Source organism: Labrys okinawensis, from assembly GCF_047345005.1.
GTDB lineage: Bacteria > Pseudomonadota > Alphaproteobacteria > Rhizobiales > Labraceae > Labrys > Labrys okinawensis.
The window spans coordinates 2,826,290-2,848,231 of sequence record NZ_CP178864.1 but is presented as its reverse complement, the minus strand read 5'-3'; the positions used below and the strand labels follow the sequence as shown (position 1 = coordinate 2,848,231).

Annotated in this window: 17 protein-coding genes and 1 pseudogene; all 18 read right to left on the bottom strand. The window is 62.3% G+C overall.

Annotated elements, in window-relative coordinates:
• Positions 1–415: 415 nt before the first annotated feature.
• Entirely contained in the window at positions 416–2,149 is a 1,734-nt protein-coding gene (locus tag ACMDCR_RS13260) for an NAD+ synthase (protein ID WP_413992974.1), read from the bottom strand.
• A gap of 142 nt (positions 2,150–2,291) precedes the next feature.
• The gene (locus ACMDCR_RS13255) at positions 2,292–2,636 is read right to left on the bottom strand and encodes a diacylglycerol kinase (protein ID WP_413992973.1); all 345 of its coding nucleotides are present in this window, start codon (positions 2,634–2,636) and stop codon (positions 2,292–2,294) included.
• An 81-nt stretch (positions 2,637–2,717) separates the two neighbouring features.
• Entirely contained in the window at positions 2,718–3,920 is a 1,203-nt protein-coding gene (mmsB, locus tag ACMDCR_RS13250; RefSeq protein WP_413992972.1) for a multiple monosaccharide ABC transporter permease, read from the bottom strand.
• Positions 3,920–5,452 (bottom strand): multiple monosaccharide ABC transporter ATP-binding protein, encoded by a 1,533-nt coding sequence (mmsA, locus tag ACMDCR_RS13245; protein WP_413992971.1) that lies wholly within the window; start codon positions 5,450–5,452, stop codon positions 3,920–3,922. The genes mmsB and mmsA overlap by 1 nt, the downstream gene beginning before the upstream one ends.
• A gap of 174 nt (positions 5,453–5,626) precedes the next feature.
• Positions 5,627–6,691, bottom strand: coding sequence for a multiple monosaccharide ABC transporter substrate-binding protein (gene chvE, locus ACMDCR_RS13240; RefSeq protein ID WP_413992970.1), 1,065 nt, complete (start codon positions 6,689–6,691; stop codon positions 5,627–5,629).
• Between the two features lie 254 nt (positions 6,692–6,945).
• Positions 6,946–7,974, bottom strand: a complete 1,029-nt coding sequence (gene tdh, locus ACMDCR_RS13235; RefSeq protein WP_413992969.1) for an L-threonine 3-dehydrogenase — start codon at positions 7,972–7,974, stop codon at positions 6,946–6,948.
• A 9-nt stretch (positions 7,975–7,983) separates the two neighbouring features.
• Entirely contained in the window at positions 7,984–8,397 is a 414-nt protein-coding gene (locus ACMDCR_RS13230) for a type II toxin-antitoxin system VapC family toxin (RefSeq protein WP_413992968.1), read from the bottom strand.
• On the bottom strand, positions 8,397–8,648 hold the full coding sequence (locus tag ACMDCR_RS13225; RefSeq protein WP_413992967.1) for a type II toxin-antitoxin system Phd/YefM family antitoxin: 252 nt from the start codon (positions 8,646–8,648) through the stop codon (positions 8,397–8,399). The genes ACMDCR_RS13230 and ACMDCR_RS13225 overlap by 1 nt, the downstream gene beginning before the upstream one ends.
• A 46-nt stretch (positions 8,649–8,694) precedes the next feature.
• A complete protein-coding gene (locus ACMDCR_RS13220; RefSeq protein WP_413993609.1) occupies positions 8,695–9,897 on the bottom strand; it encodes a glycine C-acetyltransferase in 1,203 nt (400 codons plus the stop codon).
• Between the two features lie 230 nt (positions 9,898–10,127).
• The gene (gene ppk2, locus ACMDCR_RS13215) at positions 10,128–11,048 is read right to left on the bottom strand and encodes a polyphosphate kinase 2 (RefSeq protein WP_413992966.1); all 921 of its coding nucleotides are present in this window, start codon (positions 11,046–11,048) and stop codon (positions 10,128–10,130) included.
• Positions 11,049–11,124: 76 nt separating this feature from the next.
• Complete coding sequence (locus tag ACMDCR_RS13210; protein WP_413992965.1) at positions 11,125–11,451, bottom strand: GMC oxidoreductase; 327 nt, start codon at positions 11,449–11,451, stop codon at positions 11,125–11,127.
• A gap of 26 nt (positions 11,452–11,477) precedes the next feature.
• Positions 11,478–12,359: a metallophosphoesterase gene (locus tag ACMDCR_RS13205; protein WP_413992964.1), complete on the bottom strand. Its 882-nt coding sequence runs from the start codon at positions 12,357–12,359 to the stop codon at positions 11,478–11,480.
• Positions 12,360–12,545: 186 nt separating this feature from the next.
• A pseudogene (locus tag ACMDCR_RS13200) lies at positions 12,546–12,899 on the bottom strand (metallophosphoesterase); the annotation flags it as partial.
• Between the two features lie 298 nt (positions 12,900–13,197).
• Positions 13,198–14,583: a class II 3-deoxy-7-phosphoheptulonate synthase gene (locus ACMDCR_RS13195; RefSeq protein ID WP_413992963.1), complete on the bottom strand. Its 1,386-nt coding sequence runs from the start codon at positions 14,581–14,583 to the stop codon at positions 13,198–13,200.
• 122 nt (positions 14,584–14,705) lie between these two features.
• Positions 14,706–17,534 (bottom strand): tetratricopeptide repeat protein, encoded by a 2,829-nt coding sequence (locus ACMDCR_RS13190; RefSeq protein WP_413992962.1) that lies wholly within the window; start codon positions 17,532–17,534, stop codon positions 14,706–14,708.
• Between the two features lie 11 nt (positions 17,535–17,545).
• Positions 17,546–19,102, bottom strand: coding sequence for a toll/interleukin-1 receptor domain-containing protein (locus ACMDCR_RS13185; RefSeq protein ID WP_413992961.1), 1,557 nt, complete (start codon positions 19,100–19,102; stop codon positions 17,546–17,548).
• Between the two features lie 153 nt (positions 19,103–19,255).
• Positions 19,256–20,449: a tetratricopeptide repeat protein gene (locus ACMDCR_RS13180; RefSeq protein ID WP_413992960.1), complete on the bottom strand. Its 1,194-nt coding sequence runs from the start codon at positions 20,447–20,449 to the stop codon at positions 19,256–19,258.
• A 34-nt stretch (positions 20,450–20,483) separates the two neighbouring features.
• Complete coding sequence (gene gor, locus ACMDCR_RS13175) at positions 20,484–21,845, bottom strand: glutathione-disulfide reductase (RefSeq protein ID WP_413992959.1); 1,362 nt, start codon at positions 21,843–21,845, stop codon at positions 20,484–20,486.
• Between the last annotated feature and the right edge of the window lie 97 nt (positions 21,846–21,942).

The following is a 21,942-nucleotide window of genomic DNA, read 5'->3' as shown; positions in this document are numbered from 1 at the left end:
TCGTGACAGCACGAACCCGCGATCGATATGATCGCGGGCAGGAATTGTCCGGGCGGGCGTAGATCGGTTGCGAGCGCAACCTCTGTGGAAGGCGTTTTGAAAGGGCGGTCCTCAAGACCGCGATGCGGCACCATTCGCGGTGCGCCGTGGAGGAAGGCCTCTGCTCCTTTTCCCGGGTATCTGGGAACCCGGGCCATCTACGTTCCCATTGAGAACGTCAATGCCGACATTTTACCAGCGGAGCGCGTGGATAGAGGCACAATCGACGCAGGTCTGATATGCATTTTGAGCATAGCGAAGAGGCCAGGTTACGGATGCATCGCTCAATTATGTGCCCAACTTCGGCTCCGCGCCTCCTCTGCGTGGTTCCGCACCGCTTGCGGAGGAGACCCGCCCCGAGAGTTGGCCCGCCAACTCACACGTCGATGGTTTCGACACTGCTGCCGCTCGCGATCCGGTAAAGCGCAGCGTCCGGCGTCAGCCCCGCGCCCTTGTCTCGAAAACGGTTGGTGATCGGGTAGCGCCGGTCGCGGCCAAAGTTCTTTTCCGTGACCTTCACGCCCGGCGCGGCCTGGCGGCGCTTGTATTCGGCGAGATAAAGCAGGCGCTCGACCTTGCGCACCGTCTCCTCGTCGTGCCCGCGGCCGACGATCTCGCCTACCCGCATCTCGTGCTCGACCAGGCAGCGCAGGATGTCGTCGAGCACGTCGTAGGGTGGCAGCGAATCCTGGTCCTTCTGGTTCTCGCGCAATTCGGCGGTCGGGGCCTTGGTGAGGATGTTCTCGGGAATGACCACGCCCGAAGGGCCCATGGCGTCTACCGGCTTCCAGCGGTTGCGCAGGGCCGAGATGCGGTAGACCTCGGTCTTGTAGAGGTCCTTGATCGGATTGTAGCCGCCATTCATGTCGCCATAGAGCGTGCAGTAGCCCACCGACATCTCCGACTTGTTGCCGGTGGTCACCACCATGGCGCCGAACTTGTTGGAGATCGACATCAGGATGGTGCCGCGGGTGCGGCTCTGCATGTTCTCCTCTGCGATGCCGCGGGGGGCGCCCTTGAAGATCGGCTCCAGCACGCTTTCAAGGCCCGTAACCGGCGCCTCGATGGGCACCACGTCGTAGCGGACACCGAGCGCAGTGGCGCACTCATGGGCGTCCTTCAGCGATTCCGGCGAGGTGTAGTGGAAGGGCAGCATCACGCAATGCACGCGCTCCGGCCCGATCGCATCCACTGCCATGGCGGCGACGATGGCCGAATCGATGCCACCGGAAAGGCCGAGCACCACGCCGGGAAAACCGTTCTTGTTCACATAGTCGCGCAGGCCCAGCATGCAGGCCTGATAGTCGGCCTCATCGCCCTCCTCGACCGCCTCGATCATCCCCTTATCGCAGGTCCAGCCCTTGCCGCCGCGCCGCCAGGTGGTGGTGACCACCGCCTCGCGGAAGGCCGGGAGTTGCACGGCGAGGGTATGGTCGGCGTTGATGACGAAGGAGGCACCGTCGAAGATCACCTCGTCCTGGCCACCGATCTCGTTGGCGTAGGCGATCGGCAAGCCGCTCTCGGCCACGCGCGCCACGGCGATGTTGAGGCGCACATCCGACTTGTCGCGATGATAGGGGGAGCCGTTGGGTACCAGAAGGATCTCGGCGCCGGTCTCAGCCAGGCATTCGACGACGTCGTAGCCCCAGATGTCCTCGCAGATCGGTACGCCCAGGCGCACGCCGCGGAAGGAAATCGGGCCGGGCATGGGCCCCGGCTGGAACACCCGCTTCTCGTCGAATACGCCATAATTGGGCAGATCGTTTTTGAAGCGCACGGCGGCGATGATGCCATTTTCGACCAGCGCCACGGCATTGTGCAGCTTGCCCTTCTCATTCCAGGGCAGGCCAATAAGGGCGGCTGGGCCGCCATCGGCGGTATCGCGGGCAAAATCCTCCAGCGCGGCGCGGCAGGCGTCCTGGTAGGCCGGCTTCAGCACCAGATCCTCGGGCAGATAGCCGGAGATGAAGAGCTCGGTGAAGAGGACGAGGTCGGCGCCCTGCTTGCGGGCCTCGGCACGGGCGGCGCGGGCCTTGGCGACATTGCCGGCGAGATCACCCAGCGTCGGCTTGAGCTGGGCAATGGCGATGCGAAGAATATCGGTGCTCATGATCGATTCTACGAACGAAGAAAATGCTATCGGCTTTCCTTACACTAGAGCAATGGGCGTTTACACGTAAACGCCCATTGCTCTAACTCCTTGTTCTAACGCTTCTTTGCGATTCTTGCCGATGCCATCAAATCGCAAAACGCTATAGCCTTTCGGCCAGCGCGACAAGCCAGGTCAAGCCGGCCAGCGCCAGCGCCATGAAGACGGCCGCCGAGCCCAGATCCTTGACGATGCGAATATGGGGATGGGCGTCGGGCGTTACATGGTCCGACAACGCTTCGATCGCAGTGTTGAGCAGTTCGACCATCAGCACAATCAGGAGCACGCCGATCAGGGCGAGGCGCTTCCACCAGTTCTCGGCCAGGAAGAAGCTTACCGGTAGGGCGATGAGGAGAACCACGACCTCCTGGCGGATCGCCAGTTCGCAACGCATGGCATGGCTCAGGCCCGCGGCCGAGTTGAAGAAGGCCTTGACGATTCGATCCATTGCCGCGCTCCCCGCCGGGGAACGCGTGTAGCGGGAGAGCACGCCATCGCCAAGTTACGATTGCGTGCCGTGAGAGAGGTCTCAGCGCTTCCTCTTGTAGTAGACGTCGAGGCAGACGGCGAAGAGCAGCACGAGACCCTTGATCCATTTCTGGTCGTCGATGCCGAGGCCGAGAATGGACATGCCGACATTCATCACACCCATCAGCAAGGCGCCGATGACTGCGCCGGTGATCTTGCCTACGCCGCCGGAGGCCGACGCGCCGCCGATGAAGCAGGCCGCGATGACGTCGAGCTCGTAGCCATCACCGGCCTTGGGCGTCGCCATGCCGCCGAAGCGCGAGGTCACGACCATGCCTGCAAGCGCCGCCAGGACGCCCATGTTGAGGAAGGTAAGCAGGATGAGCCGGTTGGTGTTGATGCCCGAGAGCTTGGCCGCTTTCTCGTTGCCACCCAGCGCATAGATGCGACGGCCGATCACCGTGCGTGTGGTCACGAACACATAGAGCAACGTCAACGCCAGCAGAATGATCAGCACCGTGGGCAGGCCGCGATACTCGGCCAGGAGATAGCCGACGTAAAGCGTGACCGCAGCCATCAGGATGCTGCGGCCGACGAAGATCGTCGAGGGCTCTTCTTCGACACCGTGCTTGATACGGGTCATCCGGCCCTTGATGTTGAGGATGATGAAAGCCGCTGCGGCAATGACCGCCAGCACGAAGGTGGTCACGTAAAAGCCAGGCACCGCGAAGGGATCGGTGATCCAGCCGGCGCTGAGCTGGTTGAAGGTCGCCGGCAGCGGGCCGACATTTGTGTTGCCGAGCAGGCGATAGGTCAGGCCTCGAAACACCAGCATGCCCGCCAGTGTCACGATGAACGAGGGTATGCGCAGATAGGCGATGAAATAGCCTTGCACACCGCCGATCACGGCGCCGACCAACAAGGTGAGGATGGCGGCAAGCGGCCAAGGCACATGAAAGTTCACCATCAGCACGGCCGAGACCGCGCCGGTGAAGGCACAGACCGAGCCCACCGACAGATCGATATGCCCCGACACGATCACCAGCATCATGCCGAGCGCCATGACGATGACGTAGCCGTTCTGGTTGGGAATGTTATTGATGTTCGAGGGCGCCAGCATGCGGCCCTCGGTCATGTATTGGAAGAAGCCGACGATGATCAGCAGCGAGATCAGGAGGCCGTAATCTCGGATATTGCTGGAAATGTAATCGACGATGGACTTTCTCGGGGAAGCGGCCTGCGAGACCGTGCTATTCATTGTCATTATTGTCGTCCCTCCGCACGCATGATAGCGCGCATGATCTTTTCTTGTGTTGCCTCGGCGCCAGGGAATTCACCGACGAACCGTCCCCCGTTCATGACGTAGATCCGGTCACACATGCCGAGCAGTTCCGGCATCTCGGATGAAATCATCAGCACGGCTTTGCCTTCGTCAACCATCTGGTTGATGATGCTGTAGATTTCGTATTTGGCGCCGACGTCGATACCGCGCGTCGGCTCGTCCAGGATCAGCAGCTGGGGGTCGGAGAACAGCCATTTGCTCAGCACGACCTTTTGCTGGTTTCCGCCCGACAGGTTGACGGTCTTCTGGAAAACGTTGGGCGAGCGGATGTTCAACTTGCGGCGATACTCATTCGCCACCCGCAATTCCTTGATGTCGTCGATGACGGAGCGGTTGGAGACACCCTTCAGATTGCTGAGGGTGATGTTCTTCATGATGTCTTCTTCGAGGACCAGGCCGAGCTGCTTGCGGTCCTCGGTGACATAGGCAAGGCCGTGTTCCAGTGCCCTGGGAATGGTGGAAACGTCCACCGGCTTGCCGTGTATCTGCACCTGCCCGCTGATGCGTTGGCCGTACGACTGCCCGAAGATGCTCATGGCAAGCTCCGTCCGCCCCGCGCCCATCAGGCCGGAAATGCCGACGACCTCGCCCTTGTTCACGGTAAGGTTCACGCCCTTTACCACCTGGCGGTCGGAATGCTCATGGTGGTAGACAGTCCAGTTGCGCACCTCCAGCACCGGGCCGCCGATGCGAGGCTCGCGCTGGGGATAGCGATCCGCCATCTCGCGGCCGACCATGCCCTTGATGATGCGGTCCTCGCTGATCGCCTCGCTCTTGCAGTCGAGCGTCTCGATGGAGGCGCCATCGCGGATTATGGTGATCTCGTCGCAGACCTTGGAGATCTCGTTGAGCTTGTGCGAGATCAGGATCGACGAGATGCCCTGGGCCTTGAACTCCAGGAGAAGATCGAGCAGGGCGTCGCTGTCGCTTTCGTTGAGACTGGCCGTCGGCTCGTCGAGGATCAGCAGCTTGACGTTCTTCGACAGCGCCTTGGCGATCTCGACGAGCTGCTGCTTGCCTACGCCGATATTGGTGATCAGCGTATCCGGATGCTCCTTGAGGCCGACCTTGTCCAACACCTGACGGCTGCGGGCGTAAGTCTGCGGCCAGTCGATCACCCCACCGGAGGCCTGCTCATTGCCGAGGAACAGGTTTTCAGCGATCGAGAGCAAGGGCACGAGTGCCAGCTCCTGATGGATGATGATGATCCCCAGTTCTTCGGAATGGCGGATGTCCTTGAACCGGCATTCCTGCCCCTGGAACTCGATCTCTCCCTCATAGCTGCCATGCGGATAGACACCGCTGAGCACCTTCATCAGGGTCGACTTGCCGGCACCGTTCTCGCCGACGATGCCGTGGATCTCCCCTGCGTTTACTGTCAGGTTGACGTTGTTGAGCGCCTTGACCCCCGGAAAGGTCTTGGTGATGCCGCGCATTTCGAGAATGGCCGCCATATCGCATAACCTATCAAAAAAGCGGCCGACACGGTCGTGCCAGCCGCCCGATAAACAAGGGTATCTTCCGATCGAGCCTGGATCGGAAGATACTCTATCTTTCTGGTTTGACGCATTTCCTTCACGCGAATTGGTATCAACTTCGCTTGAAAATGCCTAGGCAATAGCAGCCACTTACTTCAGTTTATCCTCGGTGTAGTAGCCACCGTCCACCAGGACCGGCTTCCAGTTGTCCTTCGTCACCAGAACTGGATTGAGCAGATAGGAAGGAACGACCTTCTTGCCGTTGTCGTAGGTCTTGGTGTCGTTGATCTCGGGCTTGGAGCCGGAGAGAACGGAGTCGACCATAGTCACGGTGACCTTGGCGAGGTCGCGCGTATCCTTGTAGATGGTCGAATACTGTACGCCGTCACGAATCAGCTTCACAGAAGCCACTTCCGCGTCCTGGCCGGAGACGAACGGCATCGGCTTATCGCCGGAGCCGTAGCCCGCCGCCTGGAGCGAAGCGATGATGCCGCGCGACAGGCCGTCATAAGGCGACAGAACAGCGTCGACCTTCTTGTCGGTGTAGAAGGCGCTCAGGAGGTTATCCATGCGGGCCTGTGCGACCGAGCCGTCCCAACGCAGCGTGCCGACCTTGTCCATGCCCATTTGCTTGGACTGTACGACCAGCTTGCCGCTGTCGATATAGGGCTGCAGCACCGACATGGCACCGTTGTAGAAGAAGAAGGCATTGTTGTCGTCGGGCGAGCCGCCGAATAGCTCGATATTGAACGGTCCCTTGCCGTCCTTGAGGCCGAGCGCGGTCTCGAGCGAGCCGGCCTGCAGCACGCCGACCTTGAAGTTGTCGAAGGTAGCGTAATAGTCGACATTCTCGGAATTACGGATCAGGCGATCGTAGGCGATGATCTTGATGCCCTTAGAAGCCGCTTCCTTCAGGGCGTCGGCCAGCGTCGTGCCGTCGATGGCGGCGATGACGAGAACCTTGTCACCCTTGGTGATCATGTTCTCGATCTGAGCAAGCTGGTTGGGAATGTCGTCGTCGGCATATTGAAGGTCGGTGGCGTAGCCCTTGGCCTGCAACTGCTTGACGATGTTGTCGCCGTCGGCGATCCAGCGCTCGGAAGTCTTGGTCGGCATGGCGATGCCGACGGGGCCCTTGTCCTGCGCGTAGGCAGGCGAAGCGATGGCGACCGCACCGAGGGCGGCGGCCAAGAGCAGGGATTTCAGAATTTTCACGTCTCTCTCCCAAGTTGACGTTTATCGACCGCAATCGCCTTGCATATGAAAACGATTACGTCCAGCTGGTTTTACCATGCGCCCCGAGGCGAGAAAGACCGAGCTACGCGCCGGATTGATAAGAGCTTTCCGAGGCTTGTCAATTGGTATTACAAATCCAAAAGGTGTTGATTGCCGTTCCGCCAACAGAAAATCGGTTTACCCACAGCGGACCCGGACTCATCCACAACCCTGACGGGCAGATGCGCACCTTTTCAGCTCCAGTCGAGCACGATCTTGCCGCACTCCCCGCGCGACATGATCTCGAATCCCTCAAGATAATCGGCGGCCTTCAGACGGTGCGTGATGACCGGTCGGATGTCGAGTCCACTCTGCAGCATAGCCAGCATCTTGTGCCAGGTTTCGAACATCTCGCGGCCGTAGATGCCCTTGATGGTGAGCATCTTGAAGACGATCTTGTTCCAGTCGACGGCAAAGGGCGTGGCGGGAATGCCAAGCATGGCGATCTTCGAGCCCATCAGCATGACATCGAGCATCTGCTGGAAGGCTGCCGGCGCACCGCTCATCTCCAGGCCGACATCGAAGCCTTCCTTCATCTTCAGGCGGGCCATCACGTCGCGCAGATCCTCCTTGGCGACGTTCACCGGCACGATGTCGGCAACCCTGGCGGCAAGCTCGAGCCGCACCGGATTGATATCGGTGATCACCACATGCCGCGCGCCGGTATGGCGTGCAACCGCCCCTGCCATGATGCCGATCGGCCCGGCGCCGGTGATCAGCACGTCCTCGCCAACGAGATCGAAGGAGAGTGCCGTATGCACGGCATTGCCCAGCGGATCGAGGATGGCGCCGAGTTCGTCGTCGACCTCCTCGGGCAGCGGCACGATGTTGAAGGCGGGCACTTTCACATATTCCGCGAAGGCGCCGGGCATGTTGACGCCGATGCCGCGCGTGTCGGGATCGAGATGGAAGCGCCCTGCCCTCGTGGCGCGGCTCTTCATGCCGATGACATGCCCCTCGCCTGAGACGCGCTCGCCGATCCTGAGGCTGTGTACGGCCGAACCGATCTCCACGATCTCGCCGGCATATTCGTGGCCGACCACCATGGGTACCGGCACCGTCTTCTGTGCCCAGGCATCCCATTTGTAGATATGGATGTCGGTGCCGCAGATGCCGGTCTTGTGCACCTTCACCAGCACGTCATTGGGGCCGAGCGTGGGCGTCGGTTCATTGTCCGAAAACCAGATGCCGGGTTCCGGCTTGGACTTGACGAGGGCTTTCATGAAGGGCCTTCAGGCTTGCCAGGGGTTGAGGACGCGTACGCCCATGGGCAGAAAATCAGAGACGTTGCGGGTCGCAATTACGAGGCGATGCTCAAGCGCTGTTGCGGCAATCAGCGAATCCGTCACCGGCCGGGGATCTGGCACATGCAGTGCGGCGCATCGCAAAGCAATGTTCATGCTCACATCGAATATCCGGTCCGCAAAAACTTTGAGAACGAACTTCTCGATCCACCGATTCAGATCGCTTCCTTGTCGCGGATCGCGGCGCGCCACACGCAGGGCGCCAAACTTTACTTCGTAGACACTCAACACGGACAGATACATCTCTCCTGGCGGCGTTGCCTGCACCCAACCCTTGAAAGTGGGATCCGCTTTGTCAGGCCGACGCAACGCTGACAGCACGTTCGTGTCAATGAGGAACATCAATCAAACTCGACGGGCCGAGGTCCGTTGTCCTGCACACGGGGCGGGTCGAAATCGAAGTCGCTTGCCTGGGGATCGTGGAGTAGATCGAACATTGTCACCCCATTCGTCTCTGATTTGCGATAATCCTCGTATTTCAAGAGAACGTAGGCGGGCCGCCCCCGATCGGTGACGATAACCGGTCCTTCATCGGCGGCCCGCTTGGCCTTGCCGATATCATGGTTGAATTCGCGGCTTGTCATATGTTTCATGCGACGGCTCCACAGGGAATGTAGTTACAATACTACATATCGCAAGTCAGATCACGCCCAAAGCCTTTCCGGCATCGGCAAAGGCGTCGATGGCAAAGTCGATATCGGCATCCGTGAGCCCGGCCGACATCTGCGTGCGGATGCGCGCCCTGCCCTTCGGTACGACTGGGAAGAAGAAGCCTGCGACATAGACACCGCGCTCATCGAGCGCTTTGGCCATGTCCTGTGCGCGGCGGGCATCGTGCAGCATCACCGGGATGATCGGCGTCTCCCCCTGCAGCAGTTCGAACCCGGCCTTTTCGAGCCCGGCCCGGAAGCGCCTGGCATTCGCGAACAGCCGCTCACGCAGGTCGTCGCCTTTTTTTGCCAGTTCGATCGCCTTCATTGAACCGGCCGCGACCGGCGGGGCCAGCGAATTGGAGAAGAGATAGGGCCTGGCACGCTGGCGAAGGAGATCGATGATTGGCTGGCTGGCAGCGACATATCCGCCCATCGCCCCGCCGAGCGCCTTGCCGAGCGTGCCGGTGAGGATGTCGACCTTGTCCTCCACGCCGGCACGGGCCGGCGTGCCCCTGCCCTCGGGGCCGATGAAGCCGGTCGCGTGGCAATCGTCCACCATCACGTTGGCGCCATAGCGGCCGGCGAGATCGGTGAGCGATCTGAGGTCGGCGAGATAGCCGTCCATCGAGAACACGCCATCGGTGGCGATCACGATGTGGCGGCCGTTGTCGGCCTTCGCCTGCTTGAGCTGGACCTCGAGGTCGTTCATGTCACCATTGGCGAAACGGTAGCGCTTGGCCTTGCACAGGCGCACGCCGTCGATGATCGAGGCATGGTTGAGGCTGTCGGAGACGATGGCGTCTTCGGCACCGAGCAGCGGCTCGAACACGCCGCCATTGGCATCGAAGCAGGCGGCGAAGAGAATGGCGTCGTCCTTGTTGAGGTAGCGGGCGATGGTGCGTTCGAGCTCGCGGTGCAGGGTCTGCGTGCCGCAGATGAAGCGCACCGAGGCCATGCCGAAGCCGTGGCCATCCATCGCGTCCCTTGCCGCTGCGATGATTTCCGCATTGTCGGCAAGGCCAAGATAGTTGTTGGCGCATAGATTGAGCATGGGCCGCTGCTTGCCGTTGGCGGCCACCTCGATGCGCGCCCGCTGCGGCCCGGCGATCTCACGCTCGCGCTTGGTGAGCCCCTCCGCCTCGATTTCAGCGAGGGTGGATTTGACGTGATCGAGCAGCGACATCGGAATCGTCCCTCTGGAATCTGAGGGCAACAGGCCTAAGCCAAAACCGGCCGCGCTTCAAATGATGAGACCATGCCAAAAGAGCATGGGGAGCGCGTCATCCCAGACAGGCTGCGCTGCGAGGCAGCGCGGCGCCGATCCGGGACCGCATGACGAATAGAGCGCGATCTTGAGGCCGGTCCCGTGTCTCCGAAACAGTACTACGAGCTGCGTTGCGCACGGGATGACGGGTCCGCTCAATACACCTTCGGCACATACATCTCCGACGGCACCGGGTGGCGCACATAATCCTCGTGGCGCTCGCGCGGCGGCAGCACCACGGGCGGATGCTCGATATCGCCATAGGGCACTTGCGACAGAAGATGCGTGATGCAGTTGAGCCGCGCGCGCTTCTTGTCCACGGCTTCGACCACCCACCAGGGCGCCTCGGGAATATGGGTGCGCTCCAGCATCACTTCCTTGGCGCGGGTATAATCTTCCCAGCGGCGGCGGGATTCGACGTCCATCGGGCTGAGCTTCCACTGCTTCAGCGGATCATGGATGCGCATGTTGAAGCGAAAGGCCTGCTCGTCGTCGGTGATCGAGAACCAGTATTTCAACAGGATGATGCCCGAACGCGCCAGCATGCGCTCGAACTCCGGCACCGATCGGAAAAATTCCTCATATTCCGCATCGGTGCAGAAACCCATGACATGCTCGACGCCGGCGCGGTTGTACCAGCTGCGGTCGAACAGCACCATTTCCCCGCCTGCCGGCAGATGGGCGACATAACGCTGGAAATACCACTGCGTACGCTCGCGCTCATTCGGCGCAGGCAGCGCGGCGACGCGGCAGACGCGCGGGTTGAGACGCTGGGTGATACGCTTGATGACGCCGCCCTTGCCCGCCGAGTCACGGCCCTCGAACAGCACGACCACGCGCAATTTGTTGTGCTGGATCCAGTCCTGCAGGCGGACGAGCTCATGCTGCAAACGGAAGAGTTCGCGAAAATAGACCTTGCGGTCGAGCGTATCCGTTTCCTCGTAGCCGGGGATTTCCGAGATGATGTGATCGAGACGCGCCTCCTCCAGTTCCAGTTCCAACTCCTCGTCATAGCCATCGGTGATTTCCTGATGGATGCGGTCGAGGGACAGCTTCGTCTCGTCTGGCGTTGTCATGGGAGTGCTCCTGCGCAAATCGTGATGGGCTTCAGGCGCTATTCGCCCATACTGCGATGATGGCCCTATTGCAGGATTATTTCAGATATGTGACAGACGATTCCATCCTTTCCTTGCCTGCCCTTGCGTCTGGCCACCCCGCCTTGAGCCATTCTACCGCGCGATGGGCGATCGCCATGGCCGGAGCGTTGGTGTTGCCGCCGACGGTCTCAGGCATTGCCGAGCAATTGAACACGCCCAGCCCTTCCACCCCCCGCACGCGGAGCTTCGAGTCCAGCACTGCCATCGGATCGTCATCGCGCCCCATGCGGGCAGCGCCGAGAGGGTGGTAGTTGGTCTTCACCATGAGCTTGCAATGGGCGTGCCGGTCAGCGTCGCCAACCTTGTCCGGCCCCGGCAGCATCTCTCGCGCAATCTTCTCCCTGATTGCTAAGCCGATGCCGCAGGAGTTGCCCCCAGGGTGATCAGCACGATCTCGGGCGGCACGCCGAACCGCATGGGGATGCCCGTGGTGCCCAGGCCGCCGGAGACCACGAGGTGCCTGTTGTTCTCGATGATATGGCCGTAGCGAAAGCGCGTGCCATAGCGCGAGGGCACCACGAGCGGCCCATAGCCGGGGAGGAGAATCTGGCCCCCATGGGTGTGGCCGCTGATCGTCAAGGCGATACGGTCCGGCACATCGACGAATATATCAGGCTCGTGGGCAAGGAGGATGGCAGGTGCATCGTCGCCGATCTGTTTCAGCGTACCGGGCAGGTCGTCATGCCCGCGCCCTGGATCCCAGCGGCCGCCATCGCCGAACTGATCGCCGAGGCCGAGCAGCCAGAACGCCCGGCCATCCTTGACGAGGCGGCGGGCAACATTCTCCATCACGGGAATGCCGTTGGCGGCGAAGCCCTGGCGGACATTGTTGCCGTCATTGTTCCCGATGTCATGATTGCCGAGCACGGCGTAGGTGCCGAGTGGCGCCTGCAATTGAGAGAGAACCTTGCCGCAATCGAACATCGAAACCCAGGAGCCGACCTTGAAGCGGGACATACCTGCCTCGTAGTCGCCGGCCAGCAGCACAATATCCGGCTGCAGCATATTGGTCGCCCGCACGATCTCCGCGATATGGGCCGTGGTCATCCAGGGATTGATAGCGTGGATATCGGCGATCACCGCGATCCTAAGCCGCAAATCGGCGGGCCACTGCCGGGGCGAGACCTGATAGCTGGTCACGACAAGGCGCTGGGGCTCCGCCAAGGCGTAGCCGCCGAACAGGAAAGGCGTGGCAAGACCGGCCTTGAGGAGATGGCGTCGGGTGATCATTCAGACTTCCAGTGGATTGCCCGGCTTCCAGGGCGCCGCGATTGAACCTTTTCCTCACGGCAATTGCGAGGCAGAGCCATGCAGAGGCCGTGGAAATATGATGCAGCGCAGCAATTATAATGCACCGCATTAAAGCAGCAATGGCAAGAAGCCTCAGCGTCGCACGCGTCGCGCATGGTAGCGCAGCTAGGCTGCAACCGAGCCGTCAGGCCCGAGGGTGATCAGCACGATCTCGGGAGGCACGCCGAACCGAACGGGAATGCCCGTCATGCCGAGCCCGGCGGAGACCACCAGATGCCTATCATCTTCAACGACATGGCCATAGGCATAGCGTCTGCCATAGCGTGAGGGGATCGAGCGCGGACCATAGAGGGGAATGCTGACCTGCCCGCCATGAGTGTGGCCGCTGATCGTCAGCGCGATGCGCCGCTGGCGGTCGAGGCGCGGGAGATCGGCGAAGATGTCGGGCTCGTGCGCGAGGAGGATGGCCGGCGCCTCGTCGGATACCCGGTCGAGCGTAGCGGGGAGATCGTCGAGGCCCCGACCGCTTCAGTCGTATGACGAGGCGACGATGAAATTGTGCAGGATCGAAGGAAAGTCCGTGTCAGATGAGATATTGGCGATCTACCTTCCATCTCGCTGGAAGAATCCCATGGAAAGACCGACAGGAACGCAACTTTTGTCATCACCGGGCTTCGTCCCGGTGATCCAGTCAGGCACCGGCTCGGCTCGGAGGCACCACTGGATGCCCGGGACAAGGCCGGGCATGACAAAATCGGTGCCTTTCTTGGCGATGTCTCGATTTACCGCACGGGTCCGGAGACCGGCGCACCAAACCTTATTCCGCCGCGATGATGCTCGGCCTCGCCTGACCGGAGCGTTCCTTCTTGACCAGTTCGGCCACCATGAACGCCACCTCCAGCGCCTGATCCGCGTTGAGGCGTGGATCGCAATGCGTGTGGTAGCGATCGGCGAGGTCCGCCTCGCTGACGGCCCGGGCGCCGCCCGTGCATTCGGTGACGTTCTTGCCGGTCATCTCCAGATGCAGGCCCCCGGCATAACTGCCCTCCGCCTCATGCACCGCGAAGAAGCTCTTGATCTCGCCAGTAATCTGGTCGAACGGCCGGGTCTTGTAGCCATTGGCGGCCTTGACGGTATTGCCGTGCATGGGGTCGCAGGACCACACCACGGTGCGCCCCTCGCGCTTCACGGCGCGGATCAACTCAGGCAGATGCTGCTCGACCTTGTCATGGCCGAAGCGGGCGATCAGCGTGAGGCGCCCGGCCTCATTGTCCGGGTTCAGCACATCGATGAGCTTGATCAACTCGTCCGGCTTCAGCGAGGGACCGCATTTCAGGCCGATCGGGTTCTTCACGCCGCGGAAGAACTCGACATGGGCATGGTCGAGCTGGCGCGTGCGGTCGCCGATCCAGATGAAATGGCCGGAGGTGGCGTAGGGATCGCCCGAGGTGGAATCGATGCGTGTCATCGCCTGCTCGAAGCCGAGCAGCAGGGCCTCGTGGCTGGTATAGAAATCCGTCACGCGCATTTCCGGATGCAGCTCGGGATCGATGCCGCAGGCGCGCATGAAGTCCAGCGTCTCGGAGATGCGGCCAGCGAGAGCCTGGTATTTGGAGCTCTGCGGCGAATCCTTGACGAAGCCGAGCATCCACTGGTGCACATGGGCGAGATTGGCATAGCCACCACCCGCGAAGGCGCGCAGCAGGTTGAGCGTGGCGGCCGACTGGCGATAGGCCTCCAGCTGACGACGCGGATCGGGAATGCGGGCCTCGGCGGTGAACTCGGTGCCGTTGACGATGTCGCCGCGATACACCGGCAGCTCGACATCGCCGATTCTCTCCATTGGTGCGGAGCGCGGCTTGGCGAACTGGCCGGCGATACGGCCAACCTTCACGACCGGCGAGGAGCCGGCGAAGGTGAGCACCACCGCCATCTGCAGGAAGACGCGGAAGAAGTCGCGTATGTTGTCGGCGCCATGCTCGGCGAAGCTCTCGGCGCAATCGCCGCCCTGAAGCAGGAAAGCCTCGCCCTTGGCAACCTTGGCGAGCTCGCGCTTGAGCTTGCGGGCCTCGCCGGCGAAGACCAGCGGCGGGAAGGTGGCAAGCGTCGCCTCGACATCGCCGAGCGCCTTCTCGTCGGGATAGGCGGGCGCCTGCTGGATCGGCTTGGAACGCCAGCTCTGCGGGGTCCAACGCTCGGACATAACTCGATATCCTGTCTTGGGGCCGGCCGGGCCGGCGAAGGCGGGTTCTATACGCGTGCGCGGGCAAGAAGACCAGCGTCGCGGCGCCCCTCCCTTGCACCTATTTGCGAGGATCCTGCCCCTCAATTATCCGGTGCAGCTGCTGCCGCGCCAGGCGGGCCCGGGTTCTGGCGGGCCGCCTCGACCGCGGCAAGCTTGCTCTCGGCCGTCTTGAGCTGCTGGAGCCAGACCGGGCTGCCGGGAGACTTGCTCGTCAGATCGCGCCAGATGGCCACAGCCTCGCGGTAGTGGTTAGCTGCATCGTCGAAGTTGCGCTGATCGGCGAGCACGGCCGCGATACGGCTGTGGCTGTTGGCGAGCTGGAGGCCCCAGAACGTGTTTTTGGGATCCTTCTGGTAAATCTTGGCGACGATGTCGAGGGCGCTCCCATAGCTCTGCAGGGCATCGTTGGGGAGGGCCATCGCCTTCAATACATCCCCGCGGGTTCGATAGGAGCCTGCGAGATTGGACGATATCACCTTGTCGTCGGCGTGCCGGGTGACCAGATCCTTCTGAATGGCGATCGCAGCATCGGTATTCCGAAGCGCACCCTTCAGGTCGAGCGTCCCGGGCTTGAGGAGAAGGGTCGCCATTTTGGATTGCGTGGAAGCAAGAGAGGCTTTCCAATCGTCGTTGGCCGGTTGCGCGGCAACGAGCCTGCCGGCGTTGTCGAGGGCATCGCCATATTGTGTCCGGGCGCCATCCAGGTCGCCCAACAGCATCTGCGTCTCGCCGACCTTGTTGGTAACAAAAGTGACATTGTCGGCAAATTTCCCATCGCCTGGGTTCTCAGTGACGAGTTGACGGGCGATGTCCTCGGCCTGCTGGTAAAGCGGCAGCACTTTCTTCAGGCTATCGGGAGAATAGTTCAGGCTGGTGGTGGCATCCGCAAGGCGAAACAGGCTCGAATAGAACAGAATCTGATATTTCTGCTCGCGCGGCTCGGACTTGACATAGCCGCTCGCAGCCTGGCTCACCCGCAGGGCGATATCATAGGCCTTCTGATTGTTGCCCAGCGACTTCAGCGCATCGGATATGCTGAGCAGGAGCCCGAGTTTCTGCGTCGCGCCAAGGGTCGTCAGTTCGGGGAGGTCTTCGGCCGCATCCTGGATGCTCTTGAGCATTGCGGCGGCGCTCTCGGTGGTTACGGCGCCACGCTGGTATGAATCGGTGATGGCGTTGATGGCAACGGACATCGCCAGTCCGGCTGCCTGGGCCTGTTTCTTCGCCACCGTCGCAGCCTCGTCGGCGCGCCGATATTGAGTCCAGATGAAGACGCTGGCTCCGCCAACCAAGATCAAGGCCGCACAAACGCCGCCCAGGACGGCACGGAGCTTGCGCGCACGTTTCTGTTCCTCCTTGTCAGATAGCCGCCGCTGCTCTTCCTCGTCGCGGAGGCGCAGGCTCTGCTTGATGAGGCGGTCGACGGCATCGCGATCCCCTCCCCACCGCTCGGCCCAGGCCTGCGTGCGTGGCCGCTCGTTCCACCATTTCGCGAAACGGTCGACCTGATCGGACGGAATCCTGGCTTGATCCGGCTGATCATTGTCCACCATGGACAGCAGCACCTGATAGCGCTGCCCGTCGCGGCGCTCCTCCCGCAGCCAGCCGGCGGCCCGGAGGTCGTCCCGCTCGCCTGTGGCCCCAGGCTCGCCGCTCACCTTTTCCCAGCCGCGCAGCAGGGCTTCATGGCCGACATCGATGCGTGTGTGCGCCACCAGTTCCTGCACCATGGACAATGGCGGCGTCAGGAACGAGCAATCGTCGGCGCGCAAACGGTCGACCACCTTGCGCACATCCGCCTCCTCGTCTCCCGTTTCTGCAACGAGGCGCTCAAACGGCAGCGCGCGCCGTGTTATGCGTCCCTGCTGATCGAACTCGCACAGCGCGCGAAAGACATGCTCGACGGTGGCGGTGAGATTGGGCAGATCCTTCTCCAGGATCTCGTTGGCGTGTCCCGACAGCGCCCCTGCCAGTCCACCTATCTGCTCATACATGGCCAGCGTGATCTGTCGACCGGAAGATCCATCCTGTCCGTTTGCCCGGCCAGCGCATTCCCACAGGCACAGCAGGCAGTGCTGGAGCACGGGGAGTTGATCCAGTTCGTCATCGCTGTCGTTCAGCAGCCGCTCAACGAGCACGGCGTCAATGGTGCCCTCGGCCTTGGTGATGGGATTGCGTATGGTCGCCTCGCGCTGCGAACGATCAGGGGCGGGCGTGAGGAATTGCGCCGCACTTACCGCCTCGGGAAGCCCGTGGAAGCGTGAACAATCGCCTATGAAATCCGAGCGCATCGTGAGAAGAACCCGGATATCGTAGTCTGGACAGCGGCTCGCCTCCAGCAGCGACTGGACGAAATGGGCGGCCTCGTCTCGCTGGCGTGCCTCCTCGGCGCGATCCCGCCCGGGCAATGAGGTCGAGAAGCGGAACAGCTCCTCGAACTGGTCGATCAACAAGAGGATCGAACGGTCACCGGCGCCGGGAATCTCGGCCAGGGCATCGGCAATTCCAAAGCTTGAGGCGCGCAACCGATACGCGATGCGGTCCATGCGGGCTGCCGCGACGGCCTGTTCGTCCTGTGTGGAGAGGTCGACGGCGATCTCGCAGAACATCTTGATGAGGCGTTCAAGCGGCGCGTCCCCAGGGCGCATCTCCTTGCAGATCCAGTTGCGTCCGCCGCTTTCGCCGGCTTCCTTGGCAAGGAGAGGCACCAGGCCGGCGCGCACCAGCGAGGATTTTCCACTTCCCGAACTGCCCACGACCGTTGAGAAATGGCTGCGGGTCACGAGGCGATAAAGAGCGTAGACTTGGCTCTCGCGGCCGAAGAAATACTCATGGTCGGCAGCATCGAACGGTCGTAGTCCCGGGAAGGGACGTTCCTTCGAAAGTCCGGATCCTTCCAATCTGGCCATATCTGCTCCGGTCACTGGGCAGAGAGCAACTGGTTCAGGTCATCTGGCTTCGGCGGCTCCTGGTGAGTCGACAGGTCGACAACGACGTCGATCTCGTCGCCCGAGCGGAAATCGACGAACATGCGCTTGGGCAGGCCTGGCGGAGGCCCGGCGATCAGGCCCCGCCAATCGAACATCCTGCTGCGGCCGAGCATCTTCCAGTCCGCAAGTTCGCTGGAGCTTGCCCGAACCCAGGTATCGGGCGCGGTAGCCCAGCACAGCAGCACGGAATCGCATTCGCGCAGATTGTTGTGGTGGACCTGGCTGTTCTCGGCATCCGTACCGTCGATGGTCGGCCACATGGGGGTGAGGTTGCGTTGCTTCAGCGCCTTGGCGACGTTGTAGCCGAATTCGGCGTCCCTGGCGTCGTAATAGACATAAATGCGCGATTTCGGCTCCAGCCTGTCCAGCCCCTTTGCCCGGATCACCGGCGCTCCTATGAGCTGGCCGAGGGTTTCGACGAAACGGCTGAGCGTCGCTCCCTCCACCACATCACCTTCGACATAGCGATCGAACTGGGAGAGAACGGCGAGCGGGTCCCGCTCGTTATCCCATTCGCCGGCACTTGCAACCTTCGGCGCCCAGACGACGCGTTTGAAGGCGGTGCCATCTGGCCTTTCGGAAGCCGGCACGGTGAGCGTTCGCGCTGCCCGTTGGAGCTGCAGCTTTGCAATCGGCTCCTGTCCCTCGGGGGCAAAGCCGGGCCGTTGGCCGAGCAGATGGATGGCGACATGGGCCTGCGCCAACGCCTTGTCGACGACATCGGTCGCGCTGGCATCGACGGGAAGGTCCAGCTTGGGATCGGGCACGATGCCATATCCCGCCCCGGTCAGCTCACGAACAAGCCGGCCATAGGCCTCGACCATGTCGCCGGCCGGCTTGGCAAGATAGACGATGCGCCGGTTCTGCGGAGGCTCCTGGGCCACAACGGGAGGTTGGCGCGGCACCTCCGGATCCGGACGCCGTTCGCGATCGGCAAGGCGCGTAGCGCGCCGCAACAGGAAACCCGCGAGGCTGGTGACCTGTTCGAAATAACGAGCATCCCGCACCTTGCCCCGCGCGAAGAAGTCCTTCTCCGGCTCGATCTCGTCCATCTCCTGCAGAGCGTAGAAGAGATAGCCCACCTGGTTCTGCAGCAGCGCAGGGCGCCTGTCGGGATCGACATGGTTCTTGCCGACGATGATGATCCTCTCGCGTATGTTCGGATCGCTCTTCCAGCGCTCGGTGAAGGCCGCGAGTTCGCCGCGGCAATACTCGCTTTCCATCCAGTTGCGCGACAGGACGACGAGCAGCAGCGAAGACTGGTCGATGGCACTGGTAATCGGGGTATCGAAAGGTTCACCACTGGCAACGCGGCGGATATCGCACCAGATGGTGGGGCTGGGGCCGCCCTTGTCCTGCCATTCATACGCGATCTGCCCGAGCAAAGACGTCACGAAGCCCCGCGCCTCGCTGCTCTGCAACTCAGGCGGCAGCGCGTCGTCGTCGCGCGCATATGACATGAAGATCTGGACAGGCTTTTCTGGCATAATCCGCCTCACTGCTGACGGACACTTAATCTGTACGGAAAGTACTGTGGATTTCACTTCCGCGCAATCAAACGGCCAATTTCCGCCGGGGGCGCTTCACACTGAGATCACGAATAGGCAGAGACGCTCGTCCGAACTGGATTTTCTGAAGACTTAACCGCCCTCCCGCCCCGCCAGCACCCTGATCGCCTTCAACGTCTCGCGGTTGAGATCCCCATTGATCCTTCCGCTATAAAGCCCGCGGTCGGCCAGGATCGACTGGATGGCCATACGGGTGTCGGCGTTCCAGCCGACCCAGTGGTTCGTGAGCTGGTCGTAGGTGTATTCGTTGCCGGCCGCGAGCGCCCGCACCATCCATTGGGCCGCCAGCCTGTTGTTGACGGGCACGCCGCGGCCATTGGCATAGGCGAAGGCGAGGCCGGCCATGCCGTCGGTATTTCCGCGATCAGCCGCCTGCTGGTAGTAGGCCACAGACTTGGCTTCGTCCTTCGGCACGCCCGTGCCGTCAAGATAGGCAAAGGCAAGCTTGATCAGCGCGTCATCGTCGCCATGGTCTGCGGCTCGCTGGAACAGGGTGATGGCCTTGGCCTCGTCCTTTGGGACGCCCTGACCGTTCTGGTAGAGCTGCGCGAGGTTGCCAGCGCCAGCGGGATCGCCCTTGTCGGCCGCCACCTGGAACTGGCGGGCAGCCTCTGCATAGTCCTGCGGCACGCCGTCGCCGTCGCGATAGAGGAAACCAAGATTGACGTTGGCGGCCACCAGTCCGGCGGCCGCGGCCTGGCGATAGAGCTGGATCGCCTGCGTGGCGTCGGCAGGAACACCCCTGCCCGCCTGGTATTGGAAGGCGAGCGAGTTGAGGCAATCCGCATCGCCCTGGTCGGCGCAGAGCTTGAAGAGCCGGTTGGCCTCCTGGTCGTCGCGCGTCGTGCCGATGCCGTCACGTTCACGCACCCCGGCGGAAAAGGCCCCAATCAGGCTGCCGAGATCGGCGGCCTTGCGATAGGACTGCAGGGCGGCCGCGTCGTTGCCAAGCTTTTCCTGCCCGCGGCCAAGCTGGTAGAGCAAGCGCCCGACATTGGGATAGCGGTCGGCGGCCTGCTGGCATTGCGCGACGGCCAGCGCCCCGTCGAGGCTGTCGAACGGCACGCCATCGGCCACCTTCTGAGTGTCCTCGGGGCTCGCGGCAGTGCGGTCGCAATCGGTCGCCGGCTCGATGTTCTTCGGCTCGGCCCGCATCGGCGGAACGTGTTTGCCATGCGGCGGGGTGAGGTTGAGAGCCGCCGCTGCCGGCGGCTGCAGGACGAGGCCGATCGTGATGATACCGAAGATCGCAGCAGCAGCCCGCATCACGCCCGCTCCAGAGCCATCCGCCCGAAACTCCTCAGCGTACTGGCGTGCGGAGCGTCACCAACTCCTCGGCAGCGGTGGGATGCAGCGGCATGGTGGCGTCGAAATCAGCCTTGGTGGCGCCCATCTTGATGCTGATACCGAGAAGCTGCGCCATCTCGGCAGCGCCCTCGCCAACGATATGCACACCCCGAACCTTGTCGCTGACCTTGTCGACCACGAGCTTCATGAAGACGCGGTCGGCGCTGCCGGACAGGGTCGCCTTGATGGCGCGGAAGGAGGTCTGGAAGATCGAGATGCCTCCACCGCACTCCGCCCGCGCCTCGCCTTCGGTCAGACCGACAGTGCCAACCTCCGGCGTCGAGAACACGGCGCTCGGCACCAGGCGATGATCGGCAAGCCAGGGCTTGTTGCCGAATACCGTATCGGCAAAGGCGTGACCCTCGCGGATGGCGACCGGCGTGAGATTGAGGCGGTTGGTGACATCGCCCACGGCCCAGATCTGCGGCGCGGTTGTGCGCGACTGGTCGTCGACAGCAATGGCGCCCGCAGCATTCACCTCCACGCCTACCGTCTGCAGGCCGAGACCCTCCGTGTTCGGGCGGCGACCGGTGGCGATCATCACCTCACCGACAATGCGGCTCTGGCCATTGGTGAGAACGGCCTTCTTGCCTCCACAAGCATCGGCCGCGATGCTGGCGAGATTGGCTCCCACGATTATCTCGACGCCGGCAACGACCATTGCCTCCGACACGACGCGCCGTATATCCTCGTCGAAGCCGCGGAGGATGGCCTCGCCGCGATAGACCAGCGTCACCTTCACACCCAAGCGCTGCAAGAGGCAGGCGAATTCCACCGCGATATAGCCACCGCCCAGGATAAGCATGGTTTCCGGCAGCGAAGGCAGGTCGAACACTTCGTTGGACGTGATGGCAAGATCCGCCCCGGGAATGGCCGGCTTGACGGGTCGCCCGCCGGTGGCGACCAGGATCTTGGAGGCTGTAACGAGACGCCCGCCATCGAGGCGGATAGTGTGGGGGCCGGTGATCACTGCCCGGGTGGGGAAGGTCGCGACCGAGGATTTCTCAAGATTGGAGGAATAGGCCCGCTCCAGCCGGCTGATCTCGGCATCCTTGGCTGCGACCAGCCTGGCCCAGGAGAATTCCGGTTCGGCAACGTTCCAGCCGAAGCCGGCAGCATCGCGGAACTCGTCGGCGAAACGGCTTGCCAGCACATAGAGTTTCTTGGGCACGCAGCCCCGGATGACGCACGTGCCCCCGACCCGGAACTCCTCGGCGATCGCCACACGCGCGCCGTGCGAGGCGGCGATACGCGCCGCGCGCACCCCGCCCGATCCCGCGCCAATCACGAAGAGATCATAGTCGAATTGCGACATGACGGGGGCCTAGGGTCGGATGCCTTCTGAAGGAAGGCATGCGTGAAGACGCGTTGCGGGAGAGCTGAAAATAAGAAGCGGGACTGAGCCGATCAAT

Coding starts and splice junctions, on each gene's coding strand:
- ACMDCR_RS13195 (WP_413992963.1), bottom strand. CDS start 14,583: ATGTCCGAGCGTTGGACCCCGCAGAGCTGGCGTTCCAAGCCGATCCAG.
- ACMDCR_RS13230 (WP_413992968.1), bottom strand. CDS start 8,397: ATGTTCCTCATTGACACGAACGTGCTGTCAGCGTTGCGTCGGCCTGAC.
- gor (WP_413992959.1), bottom strand. CDS start 21,845: ATGTCGCAATTCGACTATGATCTCTTCGTGATTGGCGCGGGATCGGGC.
- ACMDCR_RS13210 (WP_413992965.1), bottom strand. CDS start 11,451: ATGCTGCCGGGGCCGGACAAGGTTGGCGACGCTGACCGGCACGCCCAT.
- tdh (WP_413992969.1), bottom strand. CDS start 7,974: ATGAAAGCCCTCGTCAAGTCCAAGCCGGAACCCGGCATCTGGTTTTCG.
- ACMDCR_RS13260 (WP_413992974.1), bottom strand. CDS start 2,149: ATGAGCACCGATATTCTTCGCATCGCCATTGCCCAGCTCAAGCCGACG.
- mmsB (WP_413992972.1), bottom strand. CDS start 3,920: ATGACAATGAATAGCACGGTCTCGCAGGCCGCTTCCCCGAGAAAGTCC.
- ACMDCR_RS13180 (WP_413992960.1), bottom strand. CDS start 20,449: ATGCGGGCTGCTGCTGCGATCTTCGGTATCATCACGATCGGCCTCGTC.
- ACMDCR_RS13205 (WP_413992964.1), bottom strand. CDS start 12,359: ATGATCACCCGACGCCATCTCCTCAAGGCCGGTCTTGCCACGCCTTTC.
- ACMDCR_RS13190 (WP_413992962.1), bottom strand. CDS start 17,534: ATGGCCAGATTGGAAGGATCCGGACTTTCGAAGGAACGTCCCTTCCCG.
- ACMDCR_RS13255 (WP_413992973.1), bottom strand. CDS start 2,636: ATGGATCGAATCGTCAAGGCCTTCTTCAACTCGGCCGCGGGCCTGAGC.
- ACMDCR_RS13185 (WP_413992961.1), bottom strand. CDS start 19,102: ATGCCAGAAAAGCCTGTCCAGATCTTCATGTCATATGCGCGCGACGAC.
- mmsA (WP_413992971.1), bottom strand. CDS start 5,452: ATGGCGGCCATTCTCGAAATGCGCGGCATCACCAAGACCTTTCCGGGG.
- ACMDCR_RS13225 (WP_413992967.1), bottom strand. CDS start 8,648: ATGAAACATATGACAAGCCGCGAATTCAACCATGATATCGGCAAGGCC.
- ppk2 (WP_413992966.1), bottom strand. CDS start 11,048: ATGACAACGCCAGACGAGACGAAGCTGTCCCTCGACCGCATCCATCAG.